Here is a 16,577-nt window from a genome sequence, read left to right on the forward strand (position 1 = left end):
AAATAAGTCTCCGTATCCTTCGCAGTATTTGTCAATGAATTGTACTGTTTCTTTTGCTTCACGTGGGGCAACCATATACCACTTCTGCATTTCAGGCTATCTTCTCCATTTTATCCTACCCACTATGATAGAAGAGCGATAGTTAACTTTTCTTGGGTGATAATCGAATCTTGAGCCAGTTTCACTCAAACAATTCCTTTGGCATTTCCATGAATAAATTGCACATTTAGATCAAACCCATTTCTCGTAGGTTTTTTCTTAGTCGATCTGCCTCCGGAGATTGCCGTTGTTCGTAAAGGGCGATCGCCTGTTGAAAAGCATCGACACTTTCCTGAATTAGCCCAGCTTTAAAGCTAGTAACAGCTAAGTTTTGATAGGCTTCAGCATAATCTGGTTGCAGGGCAATGGCCTCTTGATAACCTTTAATAGCTTCTAGCAAATTACCTTGGGCTTTATAAATCATGGCCAGATTAAAAAAGGCGATCGCCTGGGATGGATCAATGTGAATTACTGCTTGATAAACCTTAATTGCTTCACCCAATTCCCCCAAGTCTTGTAAAAAAGCACCGTAATTAATCAAAGCACCTAATTTTAGAGGCAATAAAATTTCTTCATCCAGGGCTTTTTGATAATGCTTCCGAGCCAGTTCCCATTTTTGTTGGCGACGGTAGGCGTTGGCCAAATGGTAATGCAATTCAAATCGCACAGGGATGGAAGCTGTATTGCTTTTTAGACCCTGCTTGAGTAGTTTTACCCCTTCTTTTTCATCCCCCAAACTAAAATATAAGGCTCCCAACTTACTGCAGAGGTAAGGATCCTGGGGATTATCCACCCTGGCTTTTTCGAGTAAATGCTTGGCCCGTTGGGTTTTGCCCCGTTGCCTGAGTAAAGTAGGGTTATAGCCCTGGTGCAAAATGGCCACCCCCGGTAAGTCAATCACTTGCCAATCCGGTTCCTGGGTTAATAAGGCCAACACACTGTCGTCAATGGTTTCGTGGTAAGCACGGTTAAATTGCACTGCCGGATGACGACGAAACAGTCGGGATACCAAGGAATAGGGAGATTGATTACTGCCCAGTTCGTGGCGCATTAGGTTCACCACTAAGGCATTGTCCATGGCGATCGCCTTTTCGATGCCATCTTTTACCAAAATATTCAACCTTTCGTCCGCGTCGAGGACTAAAACCCAATCTCCAGTGGTGGCCGCTAGGGCCTGATTGCGAGCCAGGGCAAAATCATCCTGCCAAGGCACAGTGATCACCTTAGCTCCCGCCTGGGTGGCAATTTCCACTGTGTTATCGGTGGACCCTGTATCTGCTATGACTATTTCTTCCACTAAACTCGCCACACTGGCCAGGCAATCTCCTAGGAAAGCGGCTTCGTTTTGAACAATCATGCAAAGGCTGAGGCGAGGCATAGACATTCAGGCAAAATTGGCAAAAGGTCAGTCAATCATCCTAACCGAATTGTCCGGTAAGATGGGTGTGGTTTCCAAGCAAAATAGTCCCTTACCCTTGGGCTAGGGCTAAACGGGGAACTTTTGCCCCCGTAACTAGACCGATTAAATTAAATTCAACTCACAAAGACTAAACTTACTAGCAATTAACGAGGAGGTTGAGGGTGGTGGACTGGAAAGTTCGGGCAATTCGGGGTGCAACGACGGTTTCGGAAAATAGCTCTGAGGCAATCCGAGATGCGGTCTGTGAGCTACTGGATGTCATTGAAGCGAATAATGCCTGTCCCCCTGAAGACATTGTCAGCGTAACCTTCTCTGTTACCACCGACCTTGATGCTATTTTTCCGGCGGCGATCGCCAGGCAGAGGTCCCGTTGGGAAAATGTACCCCTGCTAGATGTCCAACAAATGTATGTAAAAGGTAGTTTGGAACGGTGTATCCGGGTGTTGATCCATGTCAACAGCCAAAGTCCCCAGTCTGAGATGTACCACGCTTATTTACGGCAAGCTCGCAGTTTACGCCCCGATTGGCATCTAGCCAGATTTTAAAGATTGACCAAGGCTTGACCAAGACGTTACAAGATCTTAATTTTTAACGCTGCTAAATACTGCAATTTTTCGTACATAGAACAGACCTAATTGCAGTTTATTATTCCCTGAATACCAATATCAAGTAATTGGGTTGGGAGAATTTGCTTCGGCGATCATTTCTCGTTTAATAACCTTATAGTTCCAGAAACCAAAGATTAACCAAAAAGCTAATAGGCCAGAGGTAGAAATTAGCATGGGGACTAGGCCAAATTGTCGGATTAAAGTAGGGGCCGCTGCTGTAAATAATCCCCCGCCAACAATGGGTTCAAAAAATAATTGTTTATAGGCAAAACTCTCAAATGCACCCGTGCGGTTATGGGGGTCCACCATTTTAATTAAGAGAATTCCCGTGGCAGTAACTCCCATGGATTGGCCCATATCACCAATGCCCCGTTCAAACCAGTAGCTCGGTAAAATTTTTGGTGCTAGGTAGACAAAAGCGACAATATTCCAAACAATTCCCACCAAAGACAAACTAAGAAAAACGGGCAAGTTAGCCCCCAACACTTGCAGTTTAATGGAAGCCAAAGCAGTTACCACCACTAAATCCAGTGCAACCCCAGCAATTCTTTCCTGTAAATTGCGAATAATTAAGGTATCTAAATCCAACTTTTTCATGACTAGTTGGACAATAATTCCCCCGATCAAAGCCATGGGGAATAGGGGAATGGCTCCAGCTAACTCAAAACCCGTTTTTCCCCAGGTGAAAAATTCTAATAACCTAAGTAATTCTAAAATTATCCAGCCAATCAACACTGCTAGGGCCGTAAAACCAAAGTTTAAAGACAGGGGATCAACTAAAAGATTCTGCATTAACCGGGCCCTTCTGGTTAAAACCCGATCACTCTCCAGATGGCCTGTAGGTTGAAATTGAGCGTCCCCTGCTGGTACCTCCGTCGGTATTTCTTGGATGTAATTATTGCGCCTCCCCCAATCGGCCAGCACCGTTCCAGCAATTACCCCTGTAACAATACCCACCGTGGCTAACCCCAGGGCCAAATCTCCCCCATCGGGAAAGTCTAATCGGTTAAAAGTTTCTGCCATCCCTGCGGCTGTTCCGTGGCCTCCTTCAAAACTAATTTCCACTAAAGTTGCAATGATGGGATCGACATCAAATAGGGGAATTAAAATCAACAAAGTTACCAGTATGGGCAGAACATATTGACCCCAAGCAAGGGTCTGGCCAAAGGCTACCTGGGGAGCAGTTTTTCGCCAAATTTCCTTTGGTTTGGGAATGGTTTCCCCTAGGAAGAGAGCGGCAAAAACTATATTTATAAATACTCCGGGGGATTGGGCCCAGACCGCACGGGTGGTTTCTGAAAATACGCCCCCCGCTAAATAGCCGTCGGCAGGCACCCCCAAAGCCACGGCAATAGCACCGAAAACTCCAGGCCCCAACAACAGGGCGATCGCCCCGGCGATAATCGATTCTGGTAAATACAGTTTTTGAAATAGTTTAATTTTTTGCTTAAGAAACCTACTCACTAGGATTAAAATCGCTATGGTTATAAAGGCAAATAAAACATTAATTAAACTGAGCATTATGTGGTTTTACTAATAGTTTTGACTAACAAATTCAAGACAATGGTGGCATCAGCTTTAATGCTGGAAATAGTTACGGACAATTTCGATGATTTTTTGGCTAGCGGTACCGTCCCCAAAGGGATTAATGGCGTTGGCCATTTGTTCATAGGCCTGGGGTTGACTTAGTAATTCCCCGGCAGCTTTCGTGACCGTGGCTGGATCAGTTCCCACTAATTTGGCGGTTCCAGCGGCGATCGCCTCTGGCCGTTCCGTTGTTTCCCGCAACACTAACACAGGTTTTCCTAAACTAGGAGCTTCTTCCTGCAGGCCACCGGAATCCGTTAAAAGTAAGTAACAATGCTGAATTGCCCCCACCAATTGGGCGTAATCCAAGGGTTCTGTCAGAAAAACCCGGGGATGATCACCCAACGCCTTTTGAATCGGTTCCCGCACAGTGGGATTACGGTGCATGGGCAGTAATAGGGCCGTGTCGGGAAACTGCTCCAGGATTTGCCTAAAACTGGTCAAAATATCCTGCAAAGGTTCCCCCCAATTTTCCCGGCGATGCACTGTGGCCAGTAAAACTCGATGCTTCTGCCAGTCCAAACCTGGAATGGAACAGGCTGGTTTTTGTTCCGCCACTGTTAATAATGCATCAATGACTGTATTGCCTGTTAAATGGATTTCCCCGGTGACATCGGACCGCCGTAAATTCTCCACCGCCAAGGTGGTGGGGGCAAAGTGCAACTGGGCTATTTGGGAAATCAGGCGACGATTGGCTTCCTCTGGATAGGGGTTAAACAAATTATCAGTGCGTAAACCCGCTTCCACATGGCCAATGGGGATTTGTTGGTAAAAAGCTGCCAGGGCCGCAGCAAATGCAGTGGTGGTGTCCCCCTGGACAATGACCAATTGGGGCGGCTTTTCTTGCCATAGTTGTCCTAGTCCTTCTAAACAGCCCTGGGTAATGTCCGTGAGGGTTTGCCCCGGTTGCATAATTTCCAGATCTGCGTCCGCCGACAATGCAAATAAATCCATCACCTGTTGCACCATTTCCCGATGCTGTCCCGTTAACAACACTTGGGTGTGCATATCAGGCTGGGCCACGAAAGCACGGATCACTGGGGCTAATTTAATTGCTTCGGGGCGGGTGCCCAGGGTAATACAAACTGATAGGGGAGATACAGGCATAGGTCACCAACACAGATAATCCCAGGTTAGCGGAGAGGGGCCCCAGGAAAATCTGCTTTAGGCAAAATTAAGCAAATTTCCTAGCTCACCATAACTTGGTGCTCACCGAAATTCTGGGTCAAAATGGGAAGGAATTACACCAAATCCTCTAGCCCATCTTCCCAAACCCATGAAGCCGATGCGGGAATCTTCCCCCCAGATCTGTCCTGTGCCTATCGACCAACAGCCGGTCAACGAATATGAAGCGCTAAAATCTGCTTGGCTCTATTCCTGGGGTCAAGTAGATCTGCTTAGCTACGGCAAAAACCTCACCCGTCTGGCCCTGCTGATCAGTTTTATTGTCAGTCCGATCGCTTCCGCCAGTTTTTCAGTGGAAAAGCAACCAGTTCAGTGTGGTTTTCTGATTGTGCTGGGTATTTGCCTTTTATTGTCTCTGTTTGTGTTGCGATTGATGTTGGGCTGGCGTTACGTTGGCGATCGCCTAGGGGCGGAAACCGTCACCTACGAAGAATCCGGTTGGTACGATGGCCAAGTATGGCGCAAACCATTGGAAGTGCAAACCAGGGACCAACTTATTTTGCGCTATCAAGTTAACCCCGTACTACAGCGTTGGCAAAGAACCTTGAAACTCCTGGGGGTCACCATGGCGATCGACATTTTTATTTGGAGCATTTTTCGATTTCTCCATTGAATAAAATTGCAGAGATCAAATTGGATGCGATCCGTGCAAAGTACCCTAAATGCCTAGAATTGAGGATAGGTTACTCCATAGAACCCCGCGAAACTTTACCATCATCGGAAATTCCCCCAACAGCATGAGCAGAGGAAAACGTCCCCACACTACCCCCATCGAAGTGCATTTGCTGAGGGAAGGCATCATCGAATCCCAGCACTGGGCTGAAGCCACAGTTTACGACGATAGGGGAAGGGTTTTAATGCTGGCCGGCGATAGCACCAGCAATGCCTTTATTCGCTCTTCCCTCAAACCGTTTCAAGCCCTAGCCGTCACCAGTACCGGTACCATGGAACGCTATGGTCTTACCGACAAAGACCTGGCCATTATGTGTGGTTCCCACCAAGGCACCATTGAACAAGCTCGGCAGGTATTCAACATTCTTTGGCGGGCCGACATTGAGCCTCAAGCTCTGCAATGTCCCATACCAGCGGGACAGGAAAGCCCTCTATACCATGGTTGCTCCGGTAAACATGCGGGGATGCTGGCCGTTTGCCAACAACAGGACTGGCCACTCCACAGTTATTTGCAACAAAATAGTCCCATCCAAAAACTAATTCTGTCCAAAGTAGCGGATCTGTTGGGCATGCCCGGAGCCGAATTGATCGCCGCCCACGATGACTGCGGGGCCCCCACCTACGCCATGGAGTTGGGACAAATAGCTCATTTGTATGCACTGCTGGCTTCGGGGCAACAATTGGGTTTGGAACGAGTGGCTCGGGCCATGACTTACTACCCCTATTTTGTCGCTGGGGAAGGCTGTTTTGATACGGAACTTATGCAACAGATGGAAGGAGAGCTGGTGAGTAAATCCGGCGCTGAAGGGGTGCAATGTGTGGGGCGAGTGGGAGAAGGCTTAGGCTTAGCCATCAAAGTAAAAGACGGTTCCAAACGGGCTAAGTATGCTGTAGCCATTCACCTGCTGCAACAAATGGGGTGGATTCCTCCCCAGGTGGCGGAAACTCTGTCGGAAAAATTCGTCCGGCTGGGCAAATATAAACGCCTGGAAGTGATTGGCGAATTAGCCATGCTGTGAACTCTAAAAGTTAGGGGTGGATCAGCCCATTAGAACGAAAAAACGAAACTCCGATATTTAGCCCAAAATAATTTGGGGCATAGCCAACAGGGGGATTAAAAGGCAAAAAAAAGACCGTGTCCTAGGAAGGGTCACGATCCAGAGGGAAACCGTCACAAAGCAGGGAAGCCAGCGCTTAAAGATATTTTTCTAGGGTGCTGGCCAGGGTGGTTTTGGGCACGGCTCCCACCACCATGTCAACTCTCTGACCCCCCTTGAAAATCATTAGGGTGGGAATACTGCGGATGCCATACTGACTAGCGGTATTGGGGTTCTCGTCGGTGTTTAACTTAACGACTTTGACCTTACCTTCGTACTGTTGTGAGATTTCATCAACGACGGGGGCTACCATGCGACAAGGGCCACACCAGGGAGCCCAAAAGTCTACGAGCACGGGTAACTCGCTGTCTAATACATCCTCTTTAAAACTTGCGTCGGAAACTTGAGGGGTAGCACTCATACTGGAAATCCTTCTAAACCTCGTGATGGGCTGATTAGAATACTACCATAACCAATTGTTGACCCCTGTATGGAAAAATATCGTGAAACTTAGAATTTATTCATCTTTTGTCACAGTTGGCGTCACACTTTTCCCCCTGGGGAGCAGATAAGAAGAAACCGCCCGAACATCATCCAGGCGGAGTGTGGTGTGAGGAGTGAACGGAAACTTACGTCTCCGCCCTCTTCATTGTACAGGTTGGGACGGGGGGCATAGGGTTTTTGTCGGTGGGGAGTTCCGTATTTGTTAAGTTTTTTAAAGGGATTTTTGGGGTGATTAGATCCATTTTCCAGTGAAATTCAGAGATAAAGGTTGGTCAAAACTATGGCAAGAACTGTGATTGTGGTCGGGGGAGGAGCGGCTGGCTTTTTTGGGGCGATTAACTGTGCCAGAAATCTGCCGGAGGGTAGAGTAATTTTGTTGGAGGCGGGGTCGAAATTCCTGGCTAAAGTCCGCATTTCTGGGGGGGGACGTTGTAATGTGACCCACCATTGCTTTGACCCGACCCAGTTAGTGCAAAACTATCCCCGGGGGGGTAAGGCGTTGCGGGGAGCGTTCAGTCGTTTTCAACCCCAGCAAATGATCGCCTGGTTTGGGGCGGAGGGGGTGCAACTCAAAACGGAAGCAGATGGGCGGATGTTTCCCGTTACCGATGACTCAGGCACCATTGTGGATTGTTTGCTGTCAGCGGCCCGGCGATCAGGAGTGGAGTTAAGAAATCGATCGCCAGTGCAAGGGCTGGAAAAACTGGGGGAGCAATTCCAAGTAACGCTTAAATCGGGGGAAATCATTAATGGCGATCGCCTGTTGTTGGCCACGGGCAGTAATCCCTTGGGCTATCGCTGGGCAGCACAATTGGGTCATACCATCCAAACTCCGGTGCCTTCCCTGTTTACCTTTAACATTCCAAACGCCCAGTTGACCGATCTGGCCGGGGTGAGTGTGGAAAATGCCCTAGTGAGTTTAGACCCAAAATTTAAAGGAATCTATTGTCACCAGGGCCCGGTGTTGATTACCCATTGGGGGCTGAGCGGCCCAGCGGTGTTAAAACTATCTGCCTGGGGAGCAAGACAATTACAGGCATCGGGTTATGACCATTCCCTCTGGATCAACTGGCTGCCTACAGTGACTCCCCTGGAATCCATATCTCAATGGCGAGCAACAAAGCAAAGCCATCCCCGCAAACAAATCGCTAACTTTACCGCCACTGCTTTACCTAAACGACTTTGGCAGAGGTTGACGACCCAGGCTGGTATTAAACCGGGGCAATGTTGGGCCGATTTTTCCAAGGTTCAGGAGCGACAACTAACAGAGAATATCCACCGCTACCACTGTCAGATCAAAGGTAAAGGGGTGTTCAAAGAAGAATTTGTCACCTGTGGGGGCATTACCCTCAAGGAAGTGGATTTTAAGACCATGGCTAGCCGTTGTTGTCCTGGATTATATTTTGCCGGGGAAATCCTCGACGTAGATGGTATTACCGGCGGTTTTAATTTTCAAAATGCCTGGACTACGGCTTGGTTGGCGGCCCAGGGGATGGCGGCTCCATAACATTCCCTTAATTCCTCCTCAGTAAGTTGGACTAAAATTCCAGTGCCAGTCCTGATTAACCCGGTGAAGTTTATGAGACCCCTAAGTCATCGCACCAAAATTGTGGCCACCATTGGCCCCGCCAGTAGTTCGGTGGAGGTGATACGTCAGATGGTGGATGCGGGCATGAATGTGGCCCGGCTGAATTTTTCCCACGGTAGTTATGAGGACCACGCCACCATGGTTCGCCTACTACGGTCAGTGGAGCAGGAAATGGATACCCCCATTACCCTTTTGCAAGATTTACAGGGGCCCAAAATTCGCATTGGTCAGTTGCCGGGTGGAGAAAAGCAACTGCGGGAAGGGGAAAAAGTTTCTTTGGTGCCGGTGGAAATTGGCGATCGCCATCCTGGAGCGGTGGGCATTGACTATCCCCATTTGGCGACGGAGGCAAAAGTAGGGGAAAGAATTTTATTGGACGATGGTTTACTGGAAATGAAAGTTGTGTCCATTCAAGATCCAGAGGTAATTTGTGAAGTGGTGACCGGGGGCGTCCTCAAAAGTCGCAAAGGGGTCAATCTACCGGGTTTAGTCCTAACCCTACCTTCCATGACGACCAAAGACAAGCAAGACTTAGAATTTGGTTTGAGCCAAGGCATTGACTGGGTTTCCCTTAGTTTTGTCCGCAAAGGGGAAGATATCCACACCCTTAAACAATTTCTCGCTGAACGGGGCCATCCTGATCTGCCGGTCATTGCCAAAATTGAAAAACCCCAGGCGATCGATAATCTAGAAGAAATCGTGGCAGTTTCCAACGGCATTATGGTGGCCAGGGGCGATCTGGGGGTGGAAGTAAACCCAGAAAAGGTTCCCCGTTTGCAAAAGGAAATTATTCGGCGCTGTAACGTGCGGGCCATTCCGGTCATCACCGCTACCCAAATGCTAGATAGCATGATTCAAAATTCCCGACCCACCAGGGCGGAAGCCAGTGACGTGGCCAACGCTATTTTGGACGGCACCGATGCGGTGATGTTATCGGGGGAATCGGCTGTGGGACAATATCCCGTTAAATCAGTGCAAATGTTGCGAAAAATTGCCGAAGAGACGGAAGTGGGTCTACATCTTGTTAATAATCCCCCCATAGAAAATACGGAAACCCATGCCCTAAGTGAAGCGTTAGTGGTAATTGACGGAATTCTAGATTTAAAATACATTGTCACGTTCACCACCTCAGGTTTTACTTCTCTCCTCGCTTCCAACCAAAGACCGTCGGTGCCGGTGATTGCTTTCACTCCCTCAGAAAAGGTTTACCATAGCCTCAACTTAGTTTGGGGTATTATTCCCTTTTTAATTAACGAAGAATTTGACACCTTTGAGGATTTAATCCAACAGGCGGAGGTACTACTGCGGGATAGAAAAATGGTGGAAAAGGGCGATCAGTTGCTAATCATGGCGGGAATTCCCACTAAAATACCCAGGGGCACTAATTTCCTCAAGATTCACCGTATTTCTTAAAACCTATGCCTCAAATCCATAGTTGCTGGACAAGGATTCTGCACCACTGTTTTCAGGAAGTATACTTGGAATAATTTCTAGAAAATAGCAAAATTATGTCATTATTCCCTCTTTTAACCGCTTTGTTAGGGATTATGCCCGCAAACACCATTGAACAAGTTCCTGCTGTTGTTGAAGCTGAAGCCCGTCCTTTTCTGGTTAGCCAAGCTAACAGCGCAGATATTTTGGTGAAACTACCCCGACCCCAGGGTAGTCCCAAGAATGTAGGTAACATGTTCATGGCCAATGCCTATGGACAACAGGGCCTAAATTTTCAAGCCCAGGGTAAACCAGCCCCCACGGTGAAGTTTTACCAAGACGCTCTGACCAAAATGGGCTACGCAGAAAGAACCATCAACACAACCCAGGGAGATTGGGGCTTCAGCATTGTCTTTGATACTCCGGCAACGTTAACTTTAACTCCCAAAGATTCAAGCAAAGCAGTGGTGTTGGTTATTCAGGGAACGATGCTTGGCCCTGACACCATTAACCTTAATCTCCGATTTGAAGAGATTTAATCTGCTAAAAAAGCAATAGTCTCACCTGCTTAACCTAGCAAGCCAAATTTTGTGGGTGGGGCTAATATTTACTGCGATTCAATATGCGGAAATCAGTTTCAAAACAGCAAAAGACTACCAGGTGGGATCATCATAAAGATTAATTTCTAATTCCTGTACCCCTACTGGCACCGCACTAATACAAGCGCAAATGGGAGTGCCATCCCCTAGTTCCACTTCGCAAGCATGGCAGGAACCCATTAAACAGCCCGTGGGAATAAATACCCCAGCCCTCTCTGCCACATCTAAGATTGGTTCCCCTACCCGGGCCGCTACCGTCACATCGTCAGGCAAAAAGTGTATCGTTACTGCCATTAATTTTTCCCTAGGAGAGATTGCCAAATTGGCTCAAGGTTGACATGGGCTTCAACAAAATCCGCTAATGAATCTAACATACTTTCCCGTTGTTCTTGGTAATTACCAATGGAGGTTGGTAATGGTTCCAAGCCCCGTCGTTGACGTAAATTATTTAACCAGCACCGTCGCCAGGCACCGTTATCGAATAGGCCGTGGAGGTAGCAGCCCCAAAGGTTTTGTTGGGCATTGACCATGCCCAGTTCTTCTTGGTCAAACATGGGCAGAAAGTCTTGCCCATGCTCCGATCGCCGACTGATGCCCTGGTGGATTTCATAGCCAGTGACAGTTAAACCCGGTTGGGGAGCGTGGGTGATGGTCTGACATTGGCGGGTAATTTTTTCTTGGTTGATAACGGTGGTTAGGGGTAAGAGTCCCAACCCTTGGCAATTACTGACATTGCCTTCTATGTTTTCCGGATCGGCAATGGTTTGCCCCAGCATTTGATAGCCGCCACAAATGCCCATCACAGTCCCTCCAGCTTGGGCATAATCCATAATTTGCTGCGCCATGCCACTGTTTTGCAGCGCTTGCAGATCGGCGATCGTGGTTTTACTGCCGGGAATAATTACGGCGTCGGGGTTGCCTAGTTGCTTTTCTAAGGGAAGATAATTCACGTAAACACCGGATTCCGCTTCCAAGGGCTCGAAGTCAGTAAAGTTGGCAATGCGGGGCAAGCGCAGTACTACTATGCGAATATCTTCTTTACTGGGGCGACCACTTCTTTCTAGTAGATCGAGGGAATCTTCGGCGGAGAAAAGATTTTGCCCGTAGGGAATGACACCCAAAACAGGAATGCCGGTATATTCTTCCAACCAAGTAATCCCGCTGTCCAGCAGGGAACGTTGGCCCCGAAATTTGTTGATAACAATACCCTTAATTAATTTTCTTTCCTCCGGCTCTAACAGTTGCAATGTACCGACCACATGGGCAAAGACCCCACCCCGGTCAATATCTGCAATGAGAATGGTGGCGGCCTGGAGATGGGTGGCCACACGCATATTGGTCAAGTCTCGATGTTTGAGGTTAATTTCTGCTGGACTGCCTGCCCCTTCGCATACCACTACGTCAAAATCCTGGGCTAGGGTCTCTAAAGAGTTGGCGATCGCCTGCCAGCCCCGGTCAAAGTAATTCTGGTAATATTCCTGGGCCCTGGTTGTACCCACAGCCTTGCCCAACATAATCACCTGGGAAGTCATATCCCCCTGGGGTTTGAGCAAAATTGGATTCATCGCTACCTGGGGGACAGTCCCCGCCGCCCAGGCCTGCACTGCTTGGGCATGGCCCATTTCCCCTCCATCAATGGTGACAAAGGCATTCAGGGCCATGTTTTGTCCCTTAAAGGGGGTGACCCGATCGCCCCGACGACGGAGCAGACGACATAGCCCTGTGGTCAAAAAGGATTTGCCTGCATGGGATGTGGTACCCACCACCATAATTGCTTTCATAGTCAAATTTTGCTTGGACTGAATGGAAGAATCAGCTAGGAAAACAAAGCTCCTGGGGCACTCCATTCTATGACTGTATGGCTCCATCCCCTATGAACCCGTCAAGTCAGTGGCCCCAGGCGATCGCCGTTTAAGGCAAGGATAACTTTTTGAGCATAATGTAATGGTTAATGACCAAGTAGATTGATAATATAAATAATCAATGTTTAACAGGGATGAAACGTCAATTAATCTTGCAGGATTAGCCATTGAAATTAACGCTATTAATTTCGTACTATCTGTTGATATAAGTCGAAAATCTTTGATTATAATTATACTATTTTCTGCTGGATAATATATGAAAAGAATTGGTCACATGTTGGTGACATTTACCATATTTTTACTACTAGTGCTAACTATCCCCACCGTAGGTGTTGCACAAAATTCGGCACAATCAGGAGTGCTCCAAAGTCAAACACAAACGGAAAATGCAATTGACGGCTTTCCAGTCACCCTCGATGGCAGACCTATCTTCTTTATTCGGAGGGGAGTTTCTTCATTTTCGGCTGAGGATAGGGCCAACGCCATTACGCAAAGAATTAAAAGAATTGCCCAAAATTACTCTATTGCTCTCGAAAACCTAAAAATTGCACCGAATCCCTATGATAATTCACTTTATTTAAGTTTAGACAAAGAAGTAATTCTAACGATAACTGAACAGGATGCAAGGGCTTATTTTTCTACTCCAGAAGTTTTAGCCCGAGATGGTCTGCAAAGCATTAAAGATGCTATTGAGCAATATCGCCAAGCCCGAAGACCTGAGCAATTATTAAGAAACATCATCTATACCGCCATAGCCAGCATTGCTTTTTTGAGCACTGTTTTTTTAATTATCAAACTTTCAGGAAAGCTATTTCCATGGTTTAGGGCATTGATAGAATCCCACGTGCCGGGCATTAAAATACAAAATGCTGAGATTATATCTTCCTCTAAAATAAGTTTTTTAGGTCTGCGAATTCTTCAGATAATTCGTCTAGTTTTCCTATTGTTACTTCTATTTTCCTATGTTGCCTTTGTCCTACGCTTGTTTCCTTGGACGAGGTTTTTTGGAGAAAGCATTGTAGACCATTTATTTCAGTCCTTGGAATTGGTTTTATCTGGGATTAGCAAATATCTGCCCAATGCTCTCATTATTGCCATAATTATCTTTATTACTTACTACCTAATTCGGATAATTAAACCTTTTTTTACGGCTATAGAAAGAGGGAATCTTGTCATACCTGGATTTTATACTGATTGGGCCAAGCCTACTTACAATCTTCTCTTGGTTATTATCATTGCCCTAGCGGCGGTGTTGGCTTTTCCCTATCTACCCGGTTTTGATTCCCCCGCTTTCAGAGGAATTTCTGTTTTTCTTGGCCTGCTTTTGTCTCTCGGTTCCACTTCAGCAATCACTAATGTAATTGGAGGAATTATCCTTATCTACACCCGTGCTTTTCGGATTGGAGATCATATTCAAGTGGGGGATGTGATTGGGGATATCATTGAAAAAAATTTTTTAGTTATTCGTATTTGTACGCCAACAAATCAAATTATTACTATTCCCAATTCATCTCTATTGATTAGTAATGTGATCAATTATAGTATTTCTTCACGGGAATTGAACAAGTATTTAATTCTTCAGACAACAATTACCTTGGGCTATGATGTGCCTTGGCAAAAAGTTTATCAAACCCTAATCGAAGCTGCTTTAAATACTGAACATATTCTCAAGAGTCCTGTCCCTTTCGTCCTACAGACTAGTCTGGACAATTTTTATGTCAGCTACCAGCTAAACGCTTACACCAATCAGCCCAATTTAATGGTGATAATTTATTCAGAACTACATCAAAATATGCAAGACAAGTGTAATGAAGTCGGCATTGAAATTTTGTCACCCAGCTTCACTGCCCTGCGGGATGGAAATACATCTACCATGCCAGAGAATTACTTACCTTCAGATTATGTGGCTCCCCCCTTTCGGGTTCAATCTTCGGATTCTTCCGGACAATAAATCCCCAATCCCCTCCCCTGGGAAAAAATGTCGGCAAAATTTCCCTTCAAAAGGAAGATAAATTTCCTCAGTTCGACTTTTTCAACTCACTCTCAGTCTCCGTTTCCTAGCCGTGATTTCTGACGACCGATGGTTCGTATGGTACTAGAAACTTGATTGGCTAAGCGTGCAGCCAGTAACCCTGAAAAGGCAGCGATCACCACTGTGCCCAGGCATGTTATTTGGGCTGTTTCTGGCCCTCCCACCCCTAGCACCATCGCCACCGCAGTTAACGGTAGTCGATAGCCACCGGCAATGCCGGCAGCGGCCCCGGCAGCCCCAGCCAAATCTCCCGAGATTCCAAATATGGTCGCAAATACCCGACCAGTCAGGTCCCCGATCGCCAAAAAAGGAACAAAAACACCGCCACAACCCCCAGCTAAAACCGCCGCCGTGGTGGAAGCGGCCCGGAGTATGGCCACGGCCAGCAGATGATAGGGAGTTGTTTCAATATTTTCCGCCCAGACTATGGCTGCTCCCCCAGGACCAAACGCCGCCGCCGGAGTAGCAATTCGGGCGATCGCCACTGCCAGTAATAACATTGCCAAACTACCGGCCAGAAGGCGAATGGCAGGTTTAGTTCGCAGGCCCCTGGCCCAGTAGATCGCTTCCCCCGTCAGCGCTGTAATTGTACCTGTGACCACCCCGATAAACAGAGTCGCACCCATGGCATTCCAAAGATCCGCCGGAGGCACCTTGGGCACCACAAGCCGGATCAATTGCAAATTAAAAGCAACATTAATGCCCCAGCCCACCAGGCCGCCAGCCAACATTGCCGCTCCCCGCTCTGGGGTCAACGGGATCTGCCGTCGTCCACTCAACTCAAACATAAAAAAACTGCCCACCAACGGTATCCCCATTAGGGCGGACACACTGGCCGCACCGCCACCGATCGCCAAAGGTCGCACCAAGGGGCGCAGTGCTGAATTGACACTACCCAACCAAGTTCCCGTTGCAAAACCAATATGGGCCGCTGGCGATTCCGTTCCCATGGGAGCCCCAAACCCCACAGTAGAAAGGATGGCAATGGCCCGCAATGGCGCTAAATTCCAGGGGAAGCGCTCTTCCACCCCGGATGCATTCACCACATCGCCAGTCAGATCGGCTCGGGCAATGTCATGGGGAAAAGAGTACCAGGACAGCAAAGAGCCCCAACGACCAGGGGCATTGACCTCCCGGGGCGCTACGGTTTGCACAGGCTGACCCTTACCCAATCCAAACAGGACGAGTACGGCCAAAGCAACGCCAAATAAAGGTATGAGCAATAACCAGATGGGGTCCAATCCAGAAATAACACTGAGAGTTTGTTTAATTGATTCCGTCAGCATTACTGCGGCTAGAGAACCAATTAAACCCCCCAAAAGTCCCCCAACAGTCCATGTGCTCACTCTAGTAAGGAGAGGTTGGGGCTTTCCGTTAATCATGGCCTTGAATTACCTGCATTTTTTGCTAGCTCCTAGTAACAGATGAATGTCGGCAACTAAACCTTTGATAATTATCTTGATTGTCAAGCCTATCTTAACTTGACACTTTGCCAATATTTTTTGTCTTCGACTACGCCAAATTACTGTGGAATTAAAATAAATATCACTGTTTTTAAGAACGTGTTTGCAAAGTTTTATTCCGCCCCCCCAAATCCCCCAATACTGGGGGACTTTCACTCAGTTCTCCCCCTAAATTTGGAGGGCAGGGAAGCTTTTCAAACAGACTCTCAGGTCAAATAAATGCTTTAAAATGGTGGATAATCTAGGTTTATTTGAACTTAGTAAATTTTGAAACTTTAGTGTATTCAATTTTTTATTGGGATAGAGAATAAAAACAAAATCACTAAATGCACCTTCTCTTATTTTAAGTTATGGTTCCAAAATCTCCATTAATAATCTCTAGTAGATAATACGAATATCTTTTTTATAGTCCTTAATAAAATCAAGAAAGCTTCTATGTTGCAAGGAAAAATAGGTCAAGGTTTTAACTTTGTGTGAAGAAGCAAAACTA

Annotated in this window: 15 protein-coding genes; 7 read left to right on the forward strand and 8 right to left on the reverse strand. The window is 47.0% G+C overall.

All coding sequences use genetic code 11. From position 1 onward, the window contains the following. Positions 1–226: 226 nt before the first annotated feature. The gene (locus BWK47_RS16430; RefSeq protein ID WP_237269703.1) at positions 227–1,417 is read right to left on the reverse strand and encodes a tetratricopeptide repeat protein; all 1,191 of its coding nucleotides are present in this window, start codon (positions 1,415–1,417) and stop codon (positions 227–229) included. Positions 1,418–1,620: 203 nt separating this feature from the next. On the opposite strand from BWK47_RS16430, the gene aroH reads away from it, so the two are divergent. After that, positions 1,621–2,004: a chorismate mutase gene (gene aroH / locus BWK47_RS16435; RefSeq protein WP_162329492.1), complete on the forward strand. Its 384-nt coding sequence runs from the start codon at positions 1,621–1,623 to the stop codon at positions 2,002–2,004. 120 nt (positions 2,005–2,124) lie between these two features. Here aroH and BWK47_RS16440 read toward each other — a convergent pair whose 3' ends face one another. Further along, positions 2,125–3,531: a sodium/glutamate symporter gene (locus tag BWK47_RS16440; protein ID WP_443081623.1), complete on the reverse strand. Its 1,407-nt coding sequence runs from the start codon at positions 3,529–3,531 to the stop codon at positions 2,125–2,127. 114 nt (positions 3,532–3,645) lie between these two features. Next, complete coding sequence (gene wecB / locus BWK47_RS16445; protein ID WP_162329494.1) at positions 3,646–4,761, reverse strand: non-hydrolyzing UDP-N-acetylglucosamine 2-epimerase; 1,116 nt, start codon at positions 4,759–4,761, stop codon at positions 3,646–3,648. 169 nt (positions 4,762–4,930) lie between these two features. On the opposite strand from wecB, the gene BWK47_RS16450 reads away from it, so the two are divergent. Further along, positions 4,931–5,452: a CGLD27 family protein gene (locus BWK47_RS16450; RefSeq protein ID WP_162329495.1), complete on the forward strand. Its 522-nt coding sequence runs from the start codon at positions 4,931–4,933 to the stop codon at positions 5,450–5,452. 49 nt (positions 5,453–5,501) lie between these two features. Then, positions 5,502–6,530, forward strand: a complete 1,029-nt coding sequence (locus tag BWK47_RS16455; RefSeq protein WP_162329496.1) for an asparaginase — start codon at positions 5,502–5,504, stop codon at positions 6,528–6,530. A gap of 175 nt (positions 6,531–6,705) precedes the next feature. Here the strand turns inward: BWK47_RS16455 and trxA are convergent, their stop codons facing one another. Next, positions 6,706–7,029 (reverse strand): thioredoxin, encoded by a 324-nt coding sequence (gene trxA, locus BWK47_RS16460; protein ID WP_010873851.1) that lies wholly within the window; start codon positions 7,027–7,029, stop codon positions 6,706–6,708. Positions 7,030–7,392: 363 nt separating this feature from the next. Between trxA and BWK47_RS16465 the strand changes: the two genes are divergently transcribed. The 3 genes from BWK47_RS16465 (at position 7,393) to BWK47_RS16475 (ending at position 10,670) form a co-directional block, all read left to right on the forward strand. Then, complete coding sequence (locus BWK47_RS16465) at positions 7,393–8,619, forward strand: NAD(P)/FAD-dependent oxidoreductase (RefSeq protein ID WP_162329497.1); 1,227 nt, start codon at positions 7,393–7,395, stop codon at positions 8,617–8,619. A 42-nt stretch (positions 8,620–8,661) separates the two neighbouring features. Beyond that, on the forward strand, positions 8,662–10,113 hold the full coding sequence (pyk, locus tag BWK47_RS16470) for a pyruvate kinase (protein ID WP_162329498.1): 1,452 nt from the start codon (positions 8,662–8,664) through the stop codon (positions 10,111–10,113). 134 nt (positions 10,114–10,247) lie between these two features. Beyond that, the gene (locus tag BWK47_RS16475) at positions 10,248–10,670 is read left to right on the forward strand and encodes a hypothetical protein (protein WP_237269704.1); all 423 of its coding nucleotides are present in this window, start codon (positions 10,248–10,250) and stop codon (positions 10,668–10,670) included. Positions 10,671–10,784: 114 nt separating this feature from the next. Here the strand turns inward: BWK47_RS16475 and BWK47_RS16480 are convergent, their stop codons facing one another. The 3 genes from BWK47_RS16480 to BWK47_RS16950 all read right to left on the reverse strand — a co-directional run bounded on the left by BWK47_RS16480 (position 10,785) and on the right by BWK47_RS16950 (position 12,760). Then, the gene (locus BWK47_RS16480) at positions 10,785–11,024 is read right to left on the reverse strand and encodes a 2Fe-2S iron-sulfur cluster-binding protein (protein ID WP_162329500.1); all 240 of its coding nucleotides are present in this window, start codon (positions 11,022–11,024) and stop codon (positions 10,785–10,787) included. Beyond that, entirely contained in the window at positions 11,024–12,511 is a 1,488-nt protein-coding gene (cobQ, locus tag BWK47_RS16485) for a cobyric acid synthase CobQ (RefSeq protein ID WP_162329501.1), read from the reverse strand. Before cobQ ends, BWK47_RS16480 begins: the two co-directional genes overlap by 1 nt. 90 nt (positions 12,512–12,601) lie before the next feature. Further along, entirely contained in the window at positions 12,602–12,760 is a 159-nt protein-coding gene (locus tag BWK47_RS16950; RefSeq protein ID WP_204250429.1) for a hypothetical protein, read from the reverse strand. An 88-nt stretch (positions 12,761–12,848) separates the two neighbouring features. Between BWK47_RS16950 and BWK47_RS16490 the strand changes: the two genes are divergently transcribed. Further along, on the forward strand, positions 12,849–14,543 hold the full coding sequence (locus tag BWK47_RS16490; protein WP_162329502.1) for a mechanosensitive ion channel family protein: 1,695 nt from the start codon (positions 12,849–12,851) through the stop codon (positions 14,541–14,543). 92 nt (positions 14,544–14,635) lie between these two features. On the opposite strand, the gene BWK47_RS16495 is transcribed toward BWK47_RS16490, so the two are convergent. Beyond that, positions 14,636–15,970 (reverse strand): chloride channel protein, encoded by a 1,335-nt coding sequence (locus BWK47_RS16495; RefSeq protein WP_237269705.1) that lies wholly within the window; start codon positions 15,968–15,970, stop codon positions 14,636–14,638. Positions 15,971–16,577 lie beyond the last annotated feature (607 nt).

The organism is Synechocystis sp. CACIAM 05, assembly GCF_010222815.1.
GTDB lineage: Bacteria > Cyanobacteriota > Cyanobacteriia > Cyanobacteriales > Microcystaceae > Synechocystis.

Excerpts from the sequence above, each read along its gene's own strand:
- BWK47_RS16475 (WP_237269704.1), top strand. The coding sequence starts at position 10,248 with ATGCCCGCAAACACCATTGAACAAGTTCCTGCTGTTGTTGAAGCTGAA.
- BWK47_RS16950 (WP_204250429.1), bottom strand. The coding sequence starts at position 12,760 with ATGGCTAATCCTGCAAGATTAATTGACGTTTCATCCCTGTTAAACATT.
- BWK47_RS16490 (WP_162329502.1), top strand. The coding sequence starts at position 12,849 with ATGAAAAGAATTGGTCACATGTTGGTGACATTTACCATATTTTTACTA.
- cobQ (WP_162329501.1), bottom strand. The coding sequence starts at position 12,511 with ATGAAAGCAATTATGGTGGTGGGTACCACATCCCATGCAGGCAAATCC.
- BWK47_RS16455 (WP_162329496.1), top strand. The coding sequence starts at position 5,502 with ATGCCTAGAATTGAGGATAGGTTACTCCATAGAACCCCGCGAAACTTT.
- wecB (WP_162329494.1), bottom strand. The coding sequence starts at position 4,761 with ATGCCTGTATCTCCCCTATCAGTTTGTATTACCCTGGGCACCCGCCCC.
- BWK47_RS16465 (WP_162329497.1), top strand. The coding sequence starts at position 7,393 with ATGGCAAGAACTGTGATTGTGGTCGGGGGAGGAGCGGCTGGCTTTTTT.
- BWK47_RS16430 (WP_237269703.1), bottom strand. The coding sequence starts at position 1,417 with ATGCCTCGCCTCAGCCTTTGCATGATTGTTCAAAACGAAGCCGCTTTC.
- BWK47_RS16450 (WP_162329495.1), top strand. The coding sequence starts at position 4,931 with ATGAAGCCGATGCGGGAATCTTCCCCCCAGATCTGTCCTGTGCCTATC.
- trxA (WP_010873851.1), bottom strand. The coding sequence starts at position 7,029 with ATGAGTGCTACCCCTCAAGTTTCCGACGCAAGTTTTAAAGAGGATGTA.
- BWK47_RS16480 (WP_162329500.1), bottom strand. The coding sequence starts at position 11,024 with ATGGCAGTAACGATACACTTTTTGCCTGACGATGTGACGGTAGCGGCC.